The 18,494-nt window shown below is 64.3% G+C and carries 13 protein-coding genes and 2 pseudogenes; 4 read left to right on the plus strand and 11 right to left on the minus strand.

Going from position 1 to position 18,494, the window contains the following annotated elements:
- The 8 genes and pseudogenes from tnpA to ENJ19_05345 form a co-directional block, all read right to left on the minus strand.
- Positions 1–200: pseudogene (gene tnpA / locus ENJ19_05310) on the minus strand (IS200/IS605 family transposase).
- Between the two features lie 388 nt (positions 201–588).
- A complete protein-coding gene (locus tag ENJ19_05315) occupies positions 589–768 on the minus strand; it encodes a DUF3330 domain-containing protein (GenBank protein HHM05145.1) in 180 nt (59 codons plus the stop codon).
- Between the two features lie 31 nt (positions 769–799).
- Positions 800–1,207: an acyl-CoA thioesterase gene (locus ENJ19_05320; protein ID HHM05146.1), complete on the minus strand. Its 408-nt coding sequence runs from the start codon at positions 1,205–1,207 to the stop codon at positions 800–802.
- Entirely contained in the window at positions 1,194–2,993 is a 1,800-nt protein-coding gene (locus ENJ19_05325) for a long-chain fatty acid--CoA ligase (protein ID HHM05147.1), read from the minus strand. Before ENJ19_05325 ends, ENJ19_05320 begins: the two co-directional genes overlap by 14 nt.
- A gap of 374 nt (positions 2,994–3,367) precedes the next feature.
- Positions 3,368–5,395 carry a crotonase gene (locus tag ENJ19_05330; protein ID HHM05148.1) on the minus strand — a complete coding sequence of 676 codons (2,028 nt, stop codon included), beginning with the start codon at positions 5,393–5,395 and terminating at the stop codon, positions 3,368–3,370.
- 3 nt (positions 5,396–5,398) lie between these two features.
- Entirely contained in the window at positions 5,399–6,709 is a 1,311-nt protein-coding gene (locus ENJ19_05335) for an acetyl-CoA C-acetyltransferase (GenBank protein ID HHM05149.1), read from the minus strand.
- A 10-nt stretch (positions 6,710–6,719) separates the two neighbouring features.
- Positions 6,720–9,146: an acyl-CoA dehydrogenase gene (locus ENJ19_05340; protein ID HHM05150.1), complete on the minus strand. Its 2,427-nt coding sequence runs from the start codon at positions 9,144–9,146 to the stop codon at positions 6,720–6,722.
- Positions 9,147–9,355: 209 nt separating this feature from the next.
- Positions 9,356–10,216: a hypothetical protein gene (locus ENJ19_05345; protein HHM05151.1), complete on the minus strand. Its 861-nt coding sequence runs from the start codon at positions 10,214–10,216 to the stop codon at positions 9,356–9,358.
- A gap of 398 nt (positions 10,217–10,614) precedes the next feature.
- Here ENJ19_05345 and ENJ19_05350 point away from each other — a divergent pair.
- The 3 genes and pseudogenes from ENJ19_05350 to glcF all read left to right on the plus strand — a co-directional run bounded on the left by ENJ19_05350 (position 10,615) and on the right by glcF (position 14,445).
- A pseudogene (locus ENJ19_05350) lies at positions 10,615–12,063 on the plus strand (FAD-binding protein).
- Positions 11,981–13,192, plus strand: coding sequence for a glycolate oxidase subunit GlcE (gene glcE, locus ENJ19_05355; protein ID HHM05152.1), 1,212 nt, complete (start codon positions 11,981–11,983; stop codon positions 13,190–13,192). Before ENJ19_05350 ends, glcE begins: the two are co-directional and overlap by 83 nt.
- Positions 13,193–13,224: 32 nt before the next feature.
- Positions 13,225–14,445, plus strand: coding sequence for a glycolate oxidase subunit GlcF (glcF, locus tag ENJ19_05360; GenBank protein ID HHM05153.1), 1,221 nt, complete (start codon positions 13,225–13,227; stop codon positions 14,443–14,445).
- A gap of 343 nt (positions 14,446–14,788) precedes the next feature.
- Here glcF and ENJ19_05365 read toward each other — a convergent pair whose 3' ends face one another.
- The 3 genes from ENJ19_05365 to ENJ19_05375 are packed head-to-tail and all read right to left on the minus strand — an operon-like array spanning position 14,789 to position 17,433.
- Positions 14,789–15,997, minus strand: coding sequence for an NAD(P)/FAD-dependent oxidoreductase (locus ENJ19_05365; GenBank protein ID HHM05154.1), 1,209 nt, complete (start codon positions 15,995–15,997; stop codon positions 14,789–14,791).
- A 21-nt stretch (positions 15,998–16,018) separates the two neighbouring features.
- Positions 16,019–16,756: a sulfite exporter TauE/SafE family protein gene (locus tag ENJ19_05370; protein ID HHM05155.1), complete on the minus strand. Its 738-nt coding sequence runs from the start codon at positions 16,754–16,756 to the stop codon at positions 16,019–16,021.
- A complete protein-coding gene (locus tag ENJ19_05375; protein HHM05156.1) occupies positions 16,753–17,433 on the minus strand; it encodes an MBL fold metallo-hydrolase in 681 nt (226 codons plus the stop codon). The genes ENJ19_05370 and ENJ19_05375 overlap by 4 nt, the downstream gene beginning before the upstream one ends.
- A 149-nt stretch (positions 17,434–17,582) precedes the next feature.
- Here ENJ19_05375 and ENJ19_05380 point away from each other — a divergent pair, with 149 nt between their 5' ends.
- A complete protein-coding gene (locus tag ENJ19_05380) occupies positions 17,583–18,341 on the plus strand; it encodes a hypothetical protein (GenBank protein HHM05157.1) in 759 nt (252 codons plus the stop codon).
- The last annotated feature ends 153 nt before the right edge of the window (positions 18,342–18,494 follow it).

An 18,494-nucleotide genomic window follows, 5' to 3' on the forward strand; every position in this document is an offset into this window, starting at 1 on the left:
CCAGCAAAATTCCTCTTTCGCTCTCCATATACCCGAGCAATGTGGATGGCGCTTTTCCCTTTGATGTACCCGACTACCTGGGCAACCGCGTACTTCGGTGGGATGCTTATCAGCATGTGCACATGATCTACCATAAGGTGCCCTTCCTCAATCTGGCTTTCCTTCTGGCGGGCTAATCGGTGAAACACCTCTCCTAAATGGTGCCAATTAAAGGGGTCAGACCCCTTTTTTATGCTGGTGCCGAACTCACGGTGACCCAAACCACCGCCGTGGGGGGCGGCAAGCCGGCCCATGTGGAGACCGGTGTACGCCCATCCAATCTAAAAAGCACCCTCCCGGCGCCAAAAACGTCGAGGTCTGATGATCGGGGAGCGGTGTGGGTCAGCCGAACGGCCGGAGTGTCCGTCGTGAGGTGGAATCCACCGGTGTCTGAAGGCAACACTGATCCGACGACAAAACCGCCGGGAGCGTTTTAGAACAGCCGCAGGCCGGCCCCGATAGGGATGCGCCCCTGGAGTGGGCCGAAAACTTCGGCGGCGGGGGTGCCGCTCACTTCCACTCCGCTTCTTCAGGCCGATGTTGCGTGGCTCATTCGTCTTGTTTCGGTGCTTGCTGCTGGGCTTTCCACTTGTCGTAGCACTCCAGGCCGCAAAAATGGCGGACGTAGTCCGAGGTCTCGTCGCTCTTCGCGCCCGAGGCAGGTATTTCTTTCAGGCAAACGCTGCAGGCGATTTTGTCGCTGTCGTTTGCCTTTTCTCTTGTATTCATCGTTCACCTCCGCCGGTGCTGGGGATGGATGTCAGGTTTCCAGGGGGACCGCCCTAGGCTGTCTGTCGCTGTCAATGGCGACATAGGTGAGTTGGGCCTCCGTCACTTTGACGCAGCTGCCCATGCTGCGGTCGCGTTCGGCGTAGACTTCCACTTTGATGGTGAGTGAGGTGCGCCCCACCCGTATCACTTCGGCGTAGCAACTCACCAGGTCGCCCACGAACACGGGTTTGCGGAACTCAAAGGAGTTGACGGCTACGGTGGCCACCCGGCCCTGGGCGCGGCGATGAGCGGCTATGGCACCGGCGATGTCCACCTGGGACATGATCCAGCCGCCAAAGACGTCTCCCGCCACATTGGTGTGAGAGGGCATGGCCATGACGCGGATGACCGGTTCGCTGCCCTGGGGTAACTTGCAGGCCGCTTCAGTGTCCTTCATAAAGTTGATCTATCTCCTTTTGGAATTGTTCCAGTATACGCGCCCGCCGTTCTTTGAGGGTGGGTGTGACGAGGCCGTTTTCCACTGTCCAGGGTTTGAGCATGACGCAGACGCGGCGGACTTGGGCGTAGCCGGGAAAGGTGCTGAGCTGGGCGCCGATGCGCTTGACCAGATAGTGGTGCAGTTTACTGCTCTGCAAGCTCCTGGTATCTGGCGCCAGGCCCAATTCTTCTGCCACGGCCGGCCAGCGTTCGGCGTTCAGCACCACCAGCGCGCTGAGATAGGGTTTGCCTTCCCCCAGCACCATGACCTGCTCGAACAGGACGTCGCGCTTGACGGCGGCTTCCATGTCTGCGGGGGGCACTTTTTCGCCATTGGCCAGCACCAGGATATCCTTCATGCGGCCGGTGATGTAAATGCGCCCGGCCTGGTCCAGGCGCGCCAGGTCGCCGGTGTGGAGCCAGCCCTGCTCATCGATGAGGGCGGCGGTGGCCTCGGGCATGTTCCAGTAGCCCGGCGTGACGCCGGGGCTACGGACCAGCAGCTCGCCTTCGTCGCTGGTGCGCACGCGCACCCCCGGGATGGGTGGGCCCACACTGGCGGGCTGGTTGTTGTTCAGGCGGTTGGTGCTGATGACGGGGCTGGTTTCCGTCAGGCCGTAGCCTTGGAGCACGGGCAGGCCCAGGCCGATGAAAACCCTGGCAACGTCGGGCGACAAGGGCGCGCCGCCGGACATGGCCAGGCGCAGCCGTCCCCCCAGGCGGGCCATTACTTTGTTGGCCACCAGCGCCTTGAGCAGCGGCCATTGCCAGGTGCCGGGCACCTCTTGGGTGCGCCCCTGCTGGTGTTCAAAGCGCGCCCAGCCCACCGTCACCGCCCGCTCGAACAAGCGCCGTTTGAAGGCCGGCCCGCTGTCCAGCTTTTCTTTCAGGCGCATGTGGATACGCTCGAAAATGCGGGGCACGCAGATAAGGATGGTGGGCCTGACGGTGAGCAGATCGTCCGCGAGCTGGGGCACGGAGCGGGCGTAAGTCACCTGGGCGCCGGCCATCATGGGCAGAAAATAACCCACGGTGCGTTCGTACATGTGGGACAGGGGCAGGAACGACAAAAACACATCTTCCCGGTACACCGTCACCGCCTGGGTGCAGGCCCAGGTGTTGCTGAGGATATTATGGTGGCTCAGCATCACCCCCTTTGGGTTGCCGGTGGTGCCGGAAGTGTAGACGATGGTGGCCAGGTCCTCGGGACCGGCCTCCCGGGCGCGCAGCCCGCCGCCGCTGGCGGGCAGCCAGTGAGTCAGGGCGCGGACGCGGGAATCCGCCGCCGCCACGGGCTGCACGGTGACGATGCTCTTGACGGTACCCAGGCGCTCCGCGACCGGGGCCAGGGTCTGCCAGGTGTCCGCGCCCCCGATGAGCAGCCACTCAGCGCCGCAGTCCCCCAGCACATAGGCCACGTTTTCCGCCCGGTCGTTGTAAAACAGCGGTACCACCACCAGGCCCAGGCCCAAAGCCGCCTGTTCGCAGCACACCCATTCGCAGCAGTTTTTCAGCATTACGGCCACCCGGGCCCCCCGCGCCAGGCCTTCGTTCTCGAAAGCGGCCTGCCAGCGGGCCACTTCGGTTTTCATGCCCGCCCAAGTATGGCTGCGCCACTTGTGAGCATGGGGATCAAAATAAGCGTATGCCACTGCCTCCGGTGTGCGCTTGGCCCGCTCGCGGAACAGGCCCGCCAGGGTGCGGGCGCTTGCAAGGGGAATGACGTCCAGTGTTGTGCCAGTCATGCCTTCACCTTGGTCGGTTTGCTGAGGGTGGTCCACGTCAAGATACACGTCATCGACACGGCTGCTTGAAAGCACGGTGGCCGTATCGTAAGGACAAACCGGCGGTTTCTTTTGCCACCGCTTGCTACGCTTCTGCCAGCCCCGCGCACTTTGCGCTGTCGCTTGCAGGCCTTGGTGCATGGGGCCCTTAGGGCGTGTCGATGGGCGGTGGCGCAATCATTGAAACGGGTCCGGCATGCCCGTGCCCGGACGGGACGCCGTCCGTTCCCGACATGAGCTCCAGCAGCGCCGGTGGTGAGTGCATTGCAGTGACTTGTTGCTGTTTGATCCCCTCACCCCAAGCCTTCTTCCGCCGGGAGAGGGGCTTTGCTCCGTCACCGCAATTCCGTCCAACCCTCGTCCGGCTGAAAACGCTCGCCGTGAACTTTTTCCAGGCCCGCCAGCTGTTCGTACACGGCCTCAGCGCCGGTGCTTTCCACGCTGCGCAGGGGGCCGCCGCGGAAGGGGGCGAAGCCGGTACCGAAGATCATGCCCGCATCCAGCAGGTCTTTGTCCGCCACCACGCCTTCGCGCAGGCAGGCCACGGCTTCGTTGATGAGGCGCAGGATGAGGCGCTCGGTAAGATCGGCCGGGGCGGCGTAGGAACGGTCGATCTTGGGTACCAGGGCTTTGCCTTTGTCATAGGCATAAAATCCCTGGCCGCTTTTTTTCCCCAGCCTGCCCGCTTCGACCATTTCACGCAGGCGGCCGGGCACGGTGTGGTGCAGCTCTCTTCCGAGGATCTCCGCCACTGACAGGCAGATATCCAGCCCCACGGTGTCGGCCAGCAGGATCGGTCCCATGGGCATGCCGAAATCCGTGGCGGCCTTGTCGATGACCGCCGGCGGCACACCTTCTTCCACCAGGCTCACCGCTTCCAGCAAATAGGGCATCAGCACCCGGTTGACCAGAAAGCCGGGCGAGCTTTTCACCGGCAGAGGCAGGCGGTCGATGCGGCGCACGAAGGCCGCGCCTTTTTCCGCCCAGGCCGGACCGGTGGAGGCGCCGCTCACCACCTCCACCAGTTGCATTTTGGCCACGGGGTTGAAGAAGTGCACGCCCACCAGGCGGCCGGGATCGTGCAAGGCCTCGCCCAGGGTTTCCAGCGGAATGCTGGAGGTGTTGGTGGCCAGCAGCGCCTCGGGGCGAGCCTGGGGTTCGATCTCCCGGAACAAGCCCTGTTTGGCGTCCACGTTTTCGAAAATGGCTTCGATAATGACATCGGCCCGGCCCACCCCGGCGCCGCTGCGGTCGGGAATCAGCCGGTCCATGGCGTCGCGCACCCGGCGGCGGTCTTTGAGACGTTGTTGATACAGCTTGTGGGCCCGGCCCACCACCCGCGCCAGGGCGGCGGGGTTGTTGTCCTGCACGGTCACCTGCAAGCCGCGGCCGGCGCACCAGGCGGCGATGTCACCCCCCATGACGCCGGCGCCGATCACGTGCACCCGCCTGGGGGTGAAGGCGCTGGCCTTGCCCAGTCCCTTGAGCCGCTCCTGCAGGAAGAACACCCGCACCAGGTTTTGCGCCGTGCCCCCCAGCAGCAAGCGGGCCACTGACTCGGCCTCGGCCCGCAGCATGGCCCGGGGATCACCGCCGTGGCGGGCCCACACGTCAATCAGGGCGTAGGGCGCGGGGTAGTGCTCTTTTCTGGCCTTGGCCGCCACCTGGCGCCGCATGGCGAGGGCCAGGACGGGGCGTACCAGCGGCAGGTTGCTGGCCCGCTGCAGGGCCTTGGCTTGCCGTTTGGGTGCCTGGTCGAGGATCAGCCGGGCGGCGGCGCGCTTCCAGTGGCGCTGGGGCACGGCGAGATCCACCAGACCCAGGCGTTTGGCCCGGCGGCTGTCCAGGGTACGGCCGGTGAGCATCAGCCCCATGGCGGCCGGGCCGCCAATCAAGCGCGTCAGCCGCACCGAGCCGCCGAAGCCGGGGTGGATGCCCAGCAGTACTTCGGGCAGCCCCAGGCGGGTGCCGGGGTCGTCCCGCGCCACGCGGTAATCGCAGGCCAGGGCCAGCTCCAGGCCGCCGCCCAGGCAGAAGCCGTGAATCAGGGCCACGCTGGGAAAGGGCAGGGCCCCGATGCGGTCCATGATGCCCTGGCCCCGCCGGATCAGCGCCAGGGCCTCGCCCTCGTCCTTGATGGCGGTGAATTCTTTCACGTCGGCGCCGGCGATGAAGCCGTTGTCTTTGGCCGAGAGGATCACCACGCCCGTGGGGGACGGGTCCAACAGCCCGTTCAGCGCGCTGTCCAATTCCTCCAGCACGGTCTTGGACAAGACATTGGCGCCGGCACCGGCTTTGTCGAAATAAAGCCAGGCGATCCCGTCCTCGTCGCGCTCCAGGCGCCAGTTTTTGTACGTTGCCATCCTTCAGTCTCCCGTCCGTTCCACCAGCATGGCGCCGCCCTGGCCGCCGCCGATGCACAGGCTGGCCATGCCGCGCTTGCCGCCCCGTTGTTCCAGCACGTGCAGCAAATGCAGAACGATGCGCGCCCCGCTGGCGCCCACGGGGTGACCCAGGCTGACGCCGCCGCCGTCCACGTTGAGCCGCTCCCCGGGTATTTCGCCCACGGCGCTGCGGCGGCCCAGTTCCTTGCGGCAGTAGTCGGTATCTTTGAGGGCCGCCAGCACTGCCAGCACCTGGGCGGCGAAGGCTTCGTTGATTTCCCAGTAGTCCACCGCGTCGGCTTTCAGGCGCCGCCGTTGGAGCAGGGGGGATATGGCGTGGGCGGGGCCCAACCCCATTTGCGCCGGGTCCACTCCGGCCCACTGGCTGTCCACGATGCGGCCCAGCACGGGCAGGCTGTGTTTTTCCACGGCCTGTTCGGAGGCCAGCACCAGCAGCGTCGCACCGTCGGTGACCTGGGCGCTGTTGCCGGCGGTGACCAGGCCGTAGGGTTTGTCGAACACGGGTTTTAGTTTGGCCAGGGCCGCCATATCGGTTTCGCGGCGCAGGCCGTCGTCGTGCTCATAGGCTTTGCCGCGGCTGTCAAACAGGGGTTCGATTTCCACAAGCCGCCCGGCGTCCTGGGCTTCCGCCAGGCGCTGGTGGCTGCGCAGAGCGAAGGCGTCCATCGCTTCGCGGCTGATGTTGAAACGGTAGGCCAGGTTTTCCGCGGTCTGTCCCATGGACAGGCCCGCCAGGGGGTCGGTGAGGCCACGCAGCAGACCGATGACGGGGGCCAGATGAGCGGGTCGCAGCCGGGTGAGCGCTCTCGCCCTGGCGCCGAAGCTGCGGGCGCGGTTCCAGTCCGCCAGCCAGGCGACCATTTTTTCCCGCAGTAGCACCGGGGCGTGGCTCATGGCCTCGGTGCCGCCCGCCAGCACCAGTTCGGCACGGCCGTCGGCAATGTCGTGGAAAGCGCAGTCCAGGGCCTGCATGCCGGAGGCGCAGTTGCGTTGCACCGTCCAGGCGGGCACGTCGTGGCCGCAGCCCAGTCTGAGGGCGACGACACGGCCGATATTGGCCTCGTCCGGGCCGGGCATGACACAGCCCAGAATCACTTCATCGAAGTCGCCGGGCTCGAAAGGCTGGCGCAGCAGCAGGGCCCGCCCCGCCGCCACCGCCAGATCGGCGGAATGGAACGGTCCGGGTTTGCCCCGGGCTTTCAGTTGGGGCGTGCGGGCACCGTCCACCACATATACGGGCCGCCCACCATGTTTCGTCCTTGGGCTGGGCATGGGGGTCTCCTCAGATCAGTGCTTCGGGTTTGAAGGCATCCACAGCGATGATTTCACGGCGCAGCGCCTCAAACCGGCGCCACAATGCCGCTTCCTCGGCGGTGATGACTTGGGCGCGTTCGCCGGCGCTCACCAGGGCATCCAGGGGCGTGGCCACCAGGGTGCCGCTGCGCACGGCTTCGCGCAGCTTCTTCTCCACTGTCTCAGCCTCGCCCACCAGTGCCAGCGCCCGGTCCAGTCGGGCCACTGCCTCGTTTTCGTCGGTGGGTACGAACACACCGGCGGTCAAGCGGTCGCGGGCCTCGGACGGGCTGAGCAGCAGGGCAGCGGCGTAGTGGCCGGTACGATCGTCAGCGGGCTGAAAAGACAGGCCCGTGGGGAACACCCACCAGCGCAGCGCCCGACCCAGCCAGCGTTGGGGCAGATGCCGGTATATGGCCGTCAGCCGGCCTTCGATGGTGGATTTGGCGTCCGCCAGCGCCCATTCCACCAGCGGCCGGTCGTCCTCGGGCCGGCCCTGATCCTCGAACCGTTTGAGCACGGCGGAGGCAAGGTAGAGATGACTGAACACATCGGCGAAGCGGCCCGAGAGCTTTTCCTTGCGCTTGAGCGCGCCGCCCAGTACCAGCATGGCGATGTCGGCACTGAGGGCGAAGGCGGCGCTGAGGCGGGTGAGGTGCTGGTAGTCCCGTTTCAGCGCGCCGGTGACGGGTACCCGGGCCCAGCGGGCGCCGGTGAGCCCCAGCCACAGGGCGCGCACGGCATTACTGAGGGTGAAGCCCACATGGCCGAAGAAGGCATGATCGAAGTCGCGCAGGCCGCGTTTGGCATCGCTGTCATTTACCGCCTGCATCTCTTTATAAACGAAGGGGTGGCAGCGCACCGCCCCCTGGCCGAAGATGATCAGGCTGCGGGTGAGGATATTGGCCCCTTCCACGGTGATGCTGATGGGAATGGCCTGGTACATGCGGGCGATGAAATTGCGCGGCCCCATGCAGATGGCGCTGCCGCCCTGCACGTCCATGGCGTCGTTCACCGCCTGGCGCATGCGTTCAGTCAGATGGTATTTGACCATGGCGGAAATCACCGCGGGTTTTTCCCCCCGATCCACCGCCCCGGCGGTCATCACCCGTGCCGCGTCCATGACATAAGTATGGACCGCCATGCGGGTCAGTGCTTCCTCCACCCCTTCGAAGCGGCCGATGGGGGTGCGAAACTGGCGCCGGATGCGGGCATAGGCGCCAGTGGCACGGCACACCAGCTTGCCGCCGCCGGTGGACAGGGCGGGCAGGGAAATGGAACGGCCCGCGGCCAGGCTTTCCATCAGCATGCGCCAGCCCTGGCCCACCCGCTGGGCGCCACCGATGACCCAGTCCAGGGGAATGAACACATCGCGTCCGCGGTTGGGACCGTTTTGAAAGGCCTGGTTCAGAGGGAAGTGCCGCTCACCGATGTCCACGCCGGCGGTGGCGGTGGGAATCAGGGCCAGCGTGATGCCGATGTCGTCCTGATGGCCCAACAAATGGTCGGGGTCGTAGAGCCTGAAGGCCAGGCCCAGCACTGTGGCCACGGGGCCCAAGGTGATGTAGCGCTTTTCCCAGTTGAGCTTGATGCCGAGGACTTCTTTGCCGTCAAAGGTGCCGCGGCAGACCACCCCCCGGTCGGGGATGCTGCTGGCGTCGCTGCCGGCTTCGGGACCGGTGAGGGCGAAGCAGGGCACCTCCTCGCCCGCAGCCAGGCGCGGCAGGTAGTGGTTTTTTTGCTCCTCGGTGCCGTAGTGCAAAAGCAGCTCCGCCGGTCCCAGGGAGTTGGGCACCATGACGGTGACGGCGGCGCTGACGCTGCGGCTGGCCAGCTTCATCACCACCGCCGAGTGGGCCAGGGCGGAAAAACCCAGGCCGCCGTGTTCCTTGGGGATGATCATGCCGAAGAAGCCGTTTTCCTTGATGAAGCGCCACACCTCCGGCGGCAGATCCAGGCGCTCCTGGGTGATGTCCCAGTCGTTCACCATCTGGCACAGCTTTTCCACGGGACCGTCGAGGAAGGCCTGCTCTTCTTCAGTCAGTGCCGGGGCGGGCGTGGTGAGCAGTTTTTCCCAATCCGGACGGCCGCTGAACAACTCGCCGTCCCACCATACGCTGCCCGCCTCCAGGGCTTCCCGCTCGGTGGTGGAAAGGGGGGGCAGGGCTTTTTTGAACAGGGCGAGGAGGCGGCGGCTGATCAGGGCACGCCTGAGCGGCACAATGGCCAGGGGCAGGGCGATCAGCAGATAGGGGATGGCTGCCAGCACCAACAGTGACACAGGCACCGGCTTCATGGCGGCAGAAACTGCCAGATACACACCGCCCCCCAACGCCACCCACAACATCCCCATGCGCCAGTAAGCCAATGCCGCCAAACCCAGCGCGAGTGCGGCGATCCACAGCACAATGAACATATGAGTCCCTTTCTGTTGTTGTTCCGGGTCACCATCCAGCCCGGCCCTGACGGCGGCGTCAAAGGTGCTCGTCTGCCCGGGCGGAGGCTGCCCTTGTTTCCCTGCCCTCAAACCCCTCAGGGGCAGTGCGTATCGTCACCGCGGTTGGTCAGCCCGTCTTGGCACCTGCCGAAAGTCATGTTCCTGAGTCTTGCAGGCGTGGCGCGTGTTTATCTTTCCAGGCCGCCCCCCGTGGCAGGCTGCATGAGATTTTCCGAAGCGGCCACTTTGGCCGCAACAATAGCCGCTTGTCCCCGGCTTGTCACTGGCGCGGGGACGGCGGTGTCTGGCACGAAGCAGTCATTTTCATCGTTGCAGATGACGCCCTCTTTGTTCCAAGGCAACTGGCGGTATACCGCCATATCGTCAAAGCCCAGGAACGGATATTTGATGATGTCAAAATAAGGCGAGTAATCAAAGTCGCGGGGTGTGTGCAGGCGGGCATTGCGTTTGTACAGATGCAGGCGGCCGTCGTCGCCACGCTGCACCACGGGAAGAATGGGATAGTGCACGTGGGAAAAGGCCGCCGCAATCATGGAAGAACACACGGTGCGGGTGGGAATACCGGCATTGTGTTCAAACAGCGTGGAGCGCCAGCGACGGGGCAATATGGCGTAGGGATAGAGCAGGCGCGCCAGATCAATAAGCTGGCGCACATCGTAGTCCACGCCCAGGTGGCCGGCGCAATACTCAACTATCCGCTGCGCGTCCTGCATGGACAGGGCCCGGGGGCGGCAGATGCGAAGATGCTCGTGGCGGTAGGCGCGGAGCGGCGTGACGATGGTACCTTGACCCAACAACGCCTCGATGAGCAGTTGCTCCTGTTCGTCACCGTCGTGGTGCTTGGCCACCAGGGCGCGCACCGCGGGGTTTTCGATGTCACTCAAACGCCCGATGTAAATCGCGGAGTGCGTCCAGGCCGTCTGGGTGATGTTTTTGATGATGTCGCTGACGCGGCTGCGCCCCTCCACCAACAACACATCGCAGGGGCGGATCTCAAAAGCCAGGCGATCGAAATCGCACATCGGCATGCCGTCATTGGGCCGTTCATAAGCCAGCCAGTCGACAATGGTTTTAGCCAACCAACGTCGCAATCCCACGTGGCGCCTCCTTGGTTGCTGAAAAGGTCCAGAGCGTTTCGGCGTATCCCTGCATAACCCGTATCGGTAGGGCGGGGGATTTCTCAAATTCAGAGTGATGCACTGGGCTTTGGGTTCCGTGGAGAAAAGGGGTCGAAGCCCTTTACCTGGAAAAACAATACTTCATGTCATTCAGACCCACCAAGCCCCCAGCTCATGTGCCGGAACACGCTCCCAAAGCTGCGCCTGAGTCTGTCCACCCGATTCCAGACCTTGCGCCGTTTTTCGCCTTCCGTTATGGTCCCGGCTTGTTCGGCGGCAGCGTAAACACTTAATAGTACTGATGAAAAATGCAGGCGCGACTGGTGGGTGCGGTGAAAGAATATTCGAGCCCCAGTGACACAGCGAAGGCGCGGGTGCTGGCCGGTTTGCGTGATGTGCTGCCCGGGCACGGACTCTTGGCGGATGATGAATCCCGCCACCCCTACGAATGCGACGGCCTGTCCGCTTACCGGTGCGTGCCGTGGGTGGTGGTATTGCCCGAAACGGTGGCTCAGGTCCAGGCGGTGCTGCGGCTCTGTCACGAGCAGCAGGTGCCTGTGGTGGCGCGGGGCGCGGGCACGGGCCTGTCCGGCGGGGCGCTGCCGCTGGAAGACGGCGTATTGCTGGTGTTGGCCAGACTCAACCGCATTCTTGAAGTGGACGTGGCCAACCGCTGCGCGCGGGTGCAGCCCGGTGTGTGCAACCTGGCCATTTCCCAGGCCGCGGCGCCATATGGCTTGTACTACGCGCCCGATCCCTCGTCGCAAATCGCCTGTTCCATCGGCGGCAATGTGGCGGAAAACGCCGGCGGCGTGCATTGTCTGAAATACGGCCTGACCGTGCACAATGTGCTGGGTGTGAAGGTGATTACAGTGGACGGCGAACTGCTCGAGTTGGGCGGGATGAGCCTGGATGGCCCCGGTTATGACCTGCTGGCTTTGCTCACCGGCTCCGAAGGCATGCTGGGTGTGGTGGTGGAGGTGACGGTGAAACTGCTGCCGCAGCCGGAACGGGCCCAGGTGGTGCTGGCCGCATTCGCCAGCGCCGAGGCCGCCGGCACGGCGGTGGGACGCATTATCGCCGCGGGCATCATTCCCGCCGGTCTGGAGCTGATGGACCGGCTCGCTGTCAAGGCGGCGGAAGATTTCGTCCATGCCGGCTATCCCACCGGGGCCGCTGCCATTTTGCTGTGCGAGCTGGACGGCGGCAACGAGGAAGTGTCGGAGCAGATCTACCGGGTGCGCCAATTGCTGCTTGATTGCAAGGCCACGGCAGTGCGCACCGCGCGCGATGAGCAGGAACGGCGCCGCTTTTGGACCGGGCGCAAGTCCGCCTTTCCTGCCGTGGGGCGCCTGGCGCCGGATTACTATTGCATGGACGGCACCATTCCCCGCCAGCACCTGGGCACGGTGTTGCACCGTATCAGCGAGCTGTCCGACGCGTACGGCCTGCCCGTGGCCAATGTGTTTCACGCCGGTGACGGCAATCTGCACCCCCTGATTTTGTACGATGCCAACCGGGATGGTGAGCTGGAAAAAGCCGAGGAGCTGGGCGGCAGGATTTTGGAACTGTGCGTGGCCGTGGGTGGCACCATCACCGGCGAGCACGGCGTGGGCATGGAAAAAATCAAGCAAATGTGCGTGCAGTTCGGCGGGCAGGAATTGACTCAGTTTCATGCCGTCAAAGCGGCCTTTGACCCACAGGGCCTGCTCAATCCCGGCAAAGCCGTGCCCACTTTGGCGCGCTGCGCCGAGTTCGGTGCCATGCACGTGCACGGCGGCCGGCTGCCCTTTCCCGAACTTGAGCGCTTTTGATGTGAGCGCTGAAGCAGACATCACCCAGGATCTGCAAGCGCAGGTGCGGGAAGCTGCCGCCCGGCGCCACACCCTGTGCATCACAGGCAGCGGCAGCAAAGCGTTTTACGGCCGTGACGCGCAAGCGGATGACATCCTGGCAACCGCCGGCCATCGCGGCATCGTCAGCTACGAGCCCAGCGAGCTGGTTATCACCGCCCGCGCGGGCACGCCGCTGGCAGACCTCGAAGCGACCCTGGCGGGGGCCGGGCAGATGCTGGCCTTTGAACCGCCCCACTTCGGGGCTGGCGCCACGCTGGGCGGCACCATTGCCTGCGGCCTGTCCGGCCCGCGCCGCCCCTACACCGGGGCGGCCCGCGATGTTGTGTTGGGCACGCGCCTCATCAACGGCCGCGGCGAGGTGCTGCGCTTCGGTGGCCAGGTGATGAAAAACGTGGCGGGTTATGATCTCTCTCGTCTCATGGCCGGGGCGATGGGTACCTTGGGGGTGTTGTTGGAGGTTTCACTCAAAGTTTTGCCCCGCCCCGCCACGGAACTGACCGTGGTCCTGGAACTGCCCCGGGACCAGGTGCTGACCAAACTGGGCGAACTGGGCCGCGGCACTGTGCCCCTGTCCGCCACCTGCTACACCGGCGACAGCCTGTATCTGCGCCTGTCCGGCACCGAGCGCGCGGTGGCGGCGGCACGTAAGAAAACCGGCGGGGATGTCTGCAACAAAGGCGCAACCTTTTGGCACGATGTGCGCGAACAGCGGCGGGCCTTTTTCCAGGACGATGTGCCATTGTGGCGCCTGTCCCTGCCGCCCGCCGCCCCGTGGCCCAATTTGCCTGGCAAAGCTTTGCTGGAATGGGGCGGCGCCTTGCGCTGGTACAAAACCACAGCGCCCCCCGCCCAAGTGTTCGCGGCAGCGGCGACGGGAGGAGGACATGCAATGTTATTTCGCGGTGGCGATCGCAAAAACGATGTGTTCCAGCCCTTGAAGCCGGCTTTGCTGGCCCTGCACCGGCGCATCAAAACCGCATTGGACCCACGCGGCCTGTTCAACCCCGGCCGTTTGTACCACGATCTGTAAGCCGCCTTGTCCTGGTCCACCAGAGTACCCCCGTGCAGACCCGTTTAAGCCCCGCCGTCCAAAACACGCCCTGGGGCCGGGAGGCCGAAAGCATCTTGCGCAGTTGTGTGCACTGCGGATTTTGCAACGCCACCTGTCCCACCTATCAACTCTTGGGCGATGAACTGGACGGCCCGCGGGGGCGGATTTATCAGATCAAACAAGCCCTGGAAGGCCGGCCGCTCAGCGCCGCCACGCAAATTCACCTGGACCGTTGTCTGACCTGCCTGAGTTGCGAGACCACCTGTCCCTCCGGGGTGCGCTATGGCCGTTTGGTGGAGATCGGCCGCCAAGTGGTGGATGACCAAGTGCCCAGAACATGGCACCAGCGCATGCTGCGCCGGACCTTGTTGGCGCTATTCCCGCACCCGGAGCGTTTCGGTCTCTTGTTGAAACTGGGCCAATGGCTGCGTCCCCTGCTGCCGCCGGAGGTGCGCCGCATCGTGCCACAACCTGTCGCCGTGCCCGCCTGGCCGCCGCCGCGTCACAAGCGCAAAATGCTGGTGCCGGACGGCTGTGTCCAAAGCCGTGCCGCGCCAGAAATCAATGCCGCCGCGGCGCGGGTGTTGGACCGCGTCGGCATTTCCCTCATGCGCGTTCCCGAAACGGGTTGCTGCGGTGCCCTGCATCAACACCTGAACGAGGCCGGCCCGGCGCGGGAACACATGCGCCGCAACATCGACGCCTGGTGGCCCCGCCTCAAGGCAGGTGCCGAGGCCATTGTGATGACCGCCGCCGGTTGCGGCGCAGTGGTCAAGGAGTACGGCTGTTTGTTGCGCGATGATCCTGACTATGCCGTCAAAGCCGCGGGCATCAGCGCCGCGACCCGCGACCTCAGCGAAGTGCTGGCCGCCGAGGAGTTATCACCGTTGACAATCACGCGGCCGCGCCGCGTGGCGTTTCAATCACCCTGCAGCTTGCAACACGGCCAAAAGCTGGCCGGGCGGGTGGAGGATGTGCTCGTCCGCTGTGGCTTCGAACTGACATCAGTCGCAGACCCCCATCTTTGCTGCGGCGCTGCCGGCACTTATTCTTTGTTACAAGCCGCCTTGGCGAAACAACTCAGGCAGAACAAGCTCGCGGCATTGAGTGCCGGCCAGCCCCAAATCATCGCCACCGCCAACATTGGTTGTCTGTTGCACCTCGGTGGCGCCGCGGAAATACCAGTCCGGCATTGGATCAGCTTGCTGGATGTCCCGGACGCCACGCCATGAACACCATGCGCTTCCCCCTGGCCGAACCGGCAGACTGTCCCGCCATCCCGCCTTTGCTGCCCACGCCGAATGAGCTGAATGAGCTGTTCCGCGTTGTCCCGGTGAGTGCTGGAACTGGATCCCACAGGCCAAGGGGCAGCGCGGGGATGGGGTCATGCCTTGGCGCGGCGGCCGGCCGTTGGTTGCATCGAACGTAAGGAAAGGGGGGGCAAAAAACAAGACCTGACCCCGTCCTCCCTTTGGCAGGGTGAGGGTGAATACCTGAAATCAGGTTGCTGTTCAGGCATTCACCCCCATTCCAGCCTTTTATTAATAGTAAGGGATATGCGCCTTCGCGGCGTGTTCAGGCGCCGCCGCCGCCGAGGTTGCCGCCCTTTAACAGCACGTCCCAGTAGAACTTGGGCAATACATATTTTTTCAGGTAGTACATGCTCTTGCGTTCCCTACCCTGGTCGAAGGGGAAGGTTTCCTTGGGTTGCAGATTGTAATCGAACTCGGCCAACACCAGCCTGCCCACGCCCGTGACCAGGGGGCAGGACGCATAACCGTCGTAGGCGGTTTTGCCTTCGCCGCCACCCACGGCGGTGAGCAGGTTGCTGACCACCACCGGCGTCTGGCTGCGGATGGCGGCGGCGGTTTTGGAATTGGGGGAGTTGGTGCAGTCGCCCAGGCCGAACACATTGGCGTATTTTTTGTGGCGCAGGGTGTACATGTCCACGTCCACCCAGCCGGCCCCGTCGGCCAGGGGGCTGCCCTTGATGAAGTCCGGCGCGCTTTGGGGCGGGGTAACGTGGATCATGTCGTACTGAATGGTTTCTTTCTCGCCCCCGGCCTTTTCCACCACCGCTTCCCGTTTGTCCGGGCGCAGCTCCACCAGGTTGGTCTGGTAGCGCATGTCCAGTTCCTTGCGGGCGATGACTTCGTTCAGCACCTTGGCGTATTTTTTCACCGGAAAAATGCCGGGGGCGGCAGAGCAGAAAATCACCTGGGATTTGTTGCGCACGCCGTGCTTGCGGAAGACTTCGTCGGCCAGATAAAGAATCTTTTGTGCCGCGCCGGGGCATTTGAAGGGTGGTTTGGGCTGGGTGAACAGGGCGGTGCCGCCGCGGAAATGGCTGATGGCGTCCCAGGTTTTGGGGGCGAGTTCGTAGCCGTAATTACTCACCACCCCGTTTTCGCCAATGCTTTCCGCCAGCCCGGGAATGGCGTCCCAGTCAATTTTGATGCCGGCGGCCATCACCAGATAGTCGTAGCCGACCTTGTCGCCGGAGGCCAGGCTGAGGTTGTTGTTGTCTGGATCGAGCTCGGCGACGGCGTCCTTGATCCAGCTCACACCGGCGGGGATGACGGTCTCCATGCTGCGCGCGGTTTTCTCAGCGTGCATGATACCGCCTCCCACCAGGGTCCAGCCCGGCTGGTAGTAATGGGTCTGGGCCGGATCAACTATGGCAATGTCCAGCTCGGGCGATTCTTTTTTCAGGTGCGAGGCCACGGCGATGCCGCCGGTGCCGCCGCCGACAATCAAGACCTTGTGATGACGCTGCTCGCTCATGATCCCCTCCATTGGTTGATGTTAAGTCGCAATTGCCCGCCACAGCATGAAACTCCCCAGCAGGACGAGCATGATATTGAAGCCGCGTTGCAGCTGGGTGCTGGGAAGACGTTTTAACAGAAAGCCCCCCACAGTACTACCGACGGCGGCCAGGGCCGCCAGGATCAGGGTCAGGGGCAGGGAAAAGCTCTCGGTGTTGAGATAGGTGATGCCACCGGCCAGGGCATTGAAACAGACCAGCAGCAGGGAGTGTGCCACCGCCGTGGGAAAGTGGCCAATGCCCAGGTAAATCAAGGCCGGCACCAGCAAAAATCCGCCCCCCACGCCCACTATCCCCGTCAAGGCCCCGATGGCGAAGCCGGTGATGGAGGCGGGGATGAAGCGGAACACGCTCACCCGGTTGGACAGTTCCAGTTTGTTCAGCCACCAGGCCACCAGCAGGGTCAGGGCGGCGAACAGCCCCAGCTGCAAGCGCTCGGGCAAGTAGGGCGCCAGAGTGGAGCCGGTGACACTGCCGGCTACTCCGGTCAGCCCGAACACTAACAGCAATCTGGGTTGCAGGCAGTGCCAGGCCCGTTGCTGCGCCAGGGCGGCCAGAGACACCAGCGCCACCACCCACAAGCTCATGGCCACGGCAGCTTTGATGGGGACATGGGCCAGATAGATCAGCAGCGGCACGGTGAGCATGCCGCCCCCGGCGCCGAACATCCCCAGCACGATGCCCATGGCGAACGCCGCCGGCCACAGCAGCGCGCTCACGAGCGGCCACATTCCAGGTTGGCGGGCACCGCTTCCATCATGTATTTCGGATCGGGCAAATCCAGATTCTTCATGTAGTTGATGAAGGCCTGCCGGCCCAGCTTGAGGCGGGGGTTGAAACGTTTTTCCTCCCCGATGGTGGACAGGGTCTGACCACGGTAATCGTGGCCGGGGTGAACCCAGGTGTCATCCGGCAGGGTGAAGAGCTTGTGCGTGATGGAGTCGTACAAGCGGCCGGCATCGCCCTGCTGAAAGTCGGTGCGGCCGCAGCCGCGGATGAACAGGCTGTCGCCGGTGAACACGTGATTCTCCACCTTGTAGCTCAAACAGCCGTCGGTATGACCCGGGGTGGTCAGCACCCGCACCTGGAGCCGGCCCAGCGCCAGTGTGTCGCCGTCGTTCAGCCCGATGTCGGCGCAGCCCACCGCGTTGATGGCCGCCAGCCCTGTCTGGCACGCACTGCGTTCCCGCAAACGGCCCGCCGCTGTGATGTGGTCAGCGTGGACATGGGTGTCCAGGGCGTATTTCAAAGTCAGCCCCAGTTCGGTCAGGAGCTGGAGATCACGTTCCACCTGGTCCTGCACCGGATCGATGAGGGCGGCATGACCGCTGTCCCGGTCGGCGATCAGATATGTATAGGTCCAGGTGTCATAATCAAAGAGCTGTCTGAGTATCATGGCCACCTCCAAATAAAAATATAGTATAAGCATATACAATAATAATATATGTGACTCCGGTCACTCTGACGCATCGTTCTCACGACTGCCTTCAGCGGGGAAAAAGCGTACCGTTAACGGCTTGAGAGACGAAGCAGGGAGCACGGTCCGTGAGCGATGCTAGGTATCAGATTCATGTAGACGGCCGGTTGGTGGATGGCGCCCGAACGGAGGAAGTCGCCCAGCGCCTGGCCCGTTTGTTCAACACCCCGGCGGACAAGCTGGCGCCCTTGTTTTCCGGCCGGCGGGTGGTCATCAAAAAAGGCGTGGACCGGGCCACGGCGCAGACCTACGTGGCCCGGGTGGAACAGGCCGGCCTGCGCTGCTTTGCCGAACCCGCGTCCGGAGCCGCCCCACCGTCCCCGGCGGAGGCTGATCCTGTGCCGACAGCTCAGGCCGCGCCTGAGCTTGCAACGGAAGCCCGGACGGAGCCCGGCGCTACAGAGCTGGCGCCAACGGCCATGGACTCCGCCGCCACCCGCAATGCCCCGCACGCCGAACCGGCCCCCGAGCCTGTCAGCGCCGCCGCAGCGCCGGAGACCGACAGCGGGCCGGAGCTGGCCCCGGCAGGCAGTGTGCTGGTCGAAGCCCCTGTCATTGCCCCGCCCCAGATCGACATCGCCCACCTGAGACTGGGGTCGCCCGATCAGACCCTGGCGGTGCAGGTCATCAACGTACCACCCAAGATCGACACCAGCGCCTTGTCCGTGGCCCCCCCGGGCGAAAGCCTGATCGAACTGCCGGATGCGCCACCAGTGGACATCGACACCAGCCATTTGAGCCTTGCCCAGGCCGGTGAAAGCCTGGAAGAGATCAAAAAAACCGCGCCGCCCCCGCTGCCGGATATCAGCCATCTGGGCTTGAAGTAGACCTCCCCTGTAAAACGACACCCTATTCTGAGGTTAACGCGACATCCAGATTTACGCACCTTTCCTTGGGACGAGAGTCCCGGTAAACCGCTACGGCGTGTACCACCAGAAGGGAGGGGCGCGCCGTGGCCAAACTGTCTCGGGAGGCGCGTA

This window comes from Gammaproteobacteria bacterium (assembly GCA_011375345.1).
Taxonomy (GTDB): domain Bacteria; phylum Pseudomonadota; class Gammaproteobacteria; order DRLM01; family DRLM01; genus DRLM01.

Bases quoted from the DNA above. Each gene is read 5' to 3' on its own strand.
- ENJ19_05315 (HHM05145.1), bottom strand. From the start codon at position 768: ATGAATACAAGAGAAAAGGCAAACGACAGCGACAAAATCGCCTGCAGC.
- ENJ19_05375 (HHM05156.1), bottom strand. From the start codon at position 17,433: ATGATACTCAGACAGCTCTTTGATTATGACACCTGGACCTATACATAT.
- ENJ19_05330 (HHM05148.1), bottom strand. From the start codon at position 5,395: ATGGCAACGTACAAAAACTGGCGCCTGGAGCGCGACGAGGACGGGATC.
- ENJ19_05335 (HHM05149.1), bottom strand. From the start codon at position 6,709: ATGCCCAGCCCAAGGACGAAACATGGTGGGCGGCCCGTATATGTGGTG.
- ENJ19_05325 (HHM05147.1), bottom strand. From the start codon at position 2,993: ATGACTGGCACAACACTGGACGTCATTCCCCTTGCAAGCGCCCGCACC.
- ENJ19_05365 (HHM05154.1), bottom strand. From the start codon at position 15,997: ATGAGCGAGCAGCGTCATCACAAGGTCTTGATTGTCGGCGGCGGCACC.
- ENJ19_05345 (HHM05151.1), bottom strand. From the start codon at position 10,216: ATGCCGATGTGCGATTTCGATCGCCTGGCTTTTGAGATCCGCCCCTGC.
- ENJ19_05340 (HHM05150.1), bottom strand. From the start codon at position 9,146: ATGTTCATTGTGCTGTGGATCGCCGCACTCGCGCTGGGTTTGGCGGCA.
- glcE (HHM05152.1), top strand. From the start codon at position 11,981: ATGCCGTCAAAGCGGCCTTTGACCCACAGGGCCTGCTCAATCCCGGCA.
- ENJ19_05320 (HHM05146.1), bottom strand. From the start codon at position 1,207: ATGAAGGACACTGAAGCGGCCTGCAAGTTACCCCAGGGCAGCGAACCG.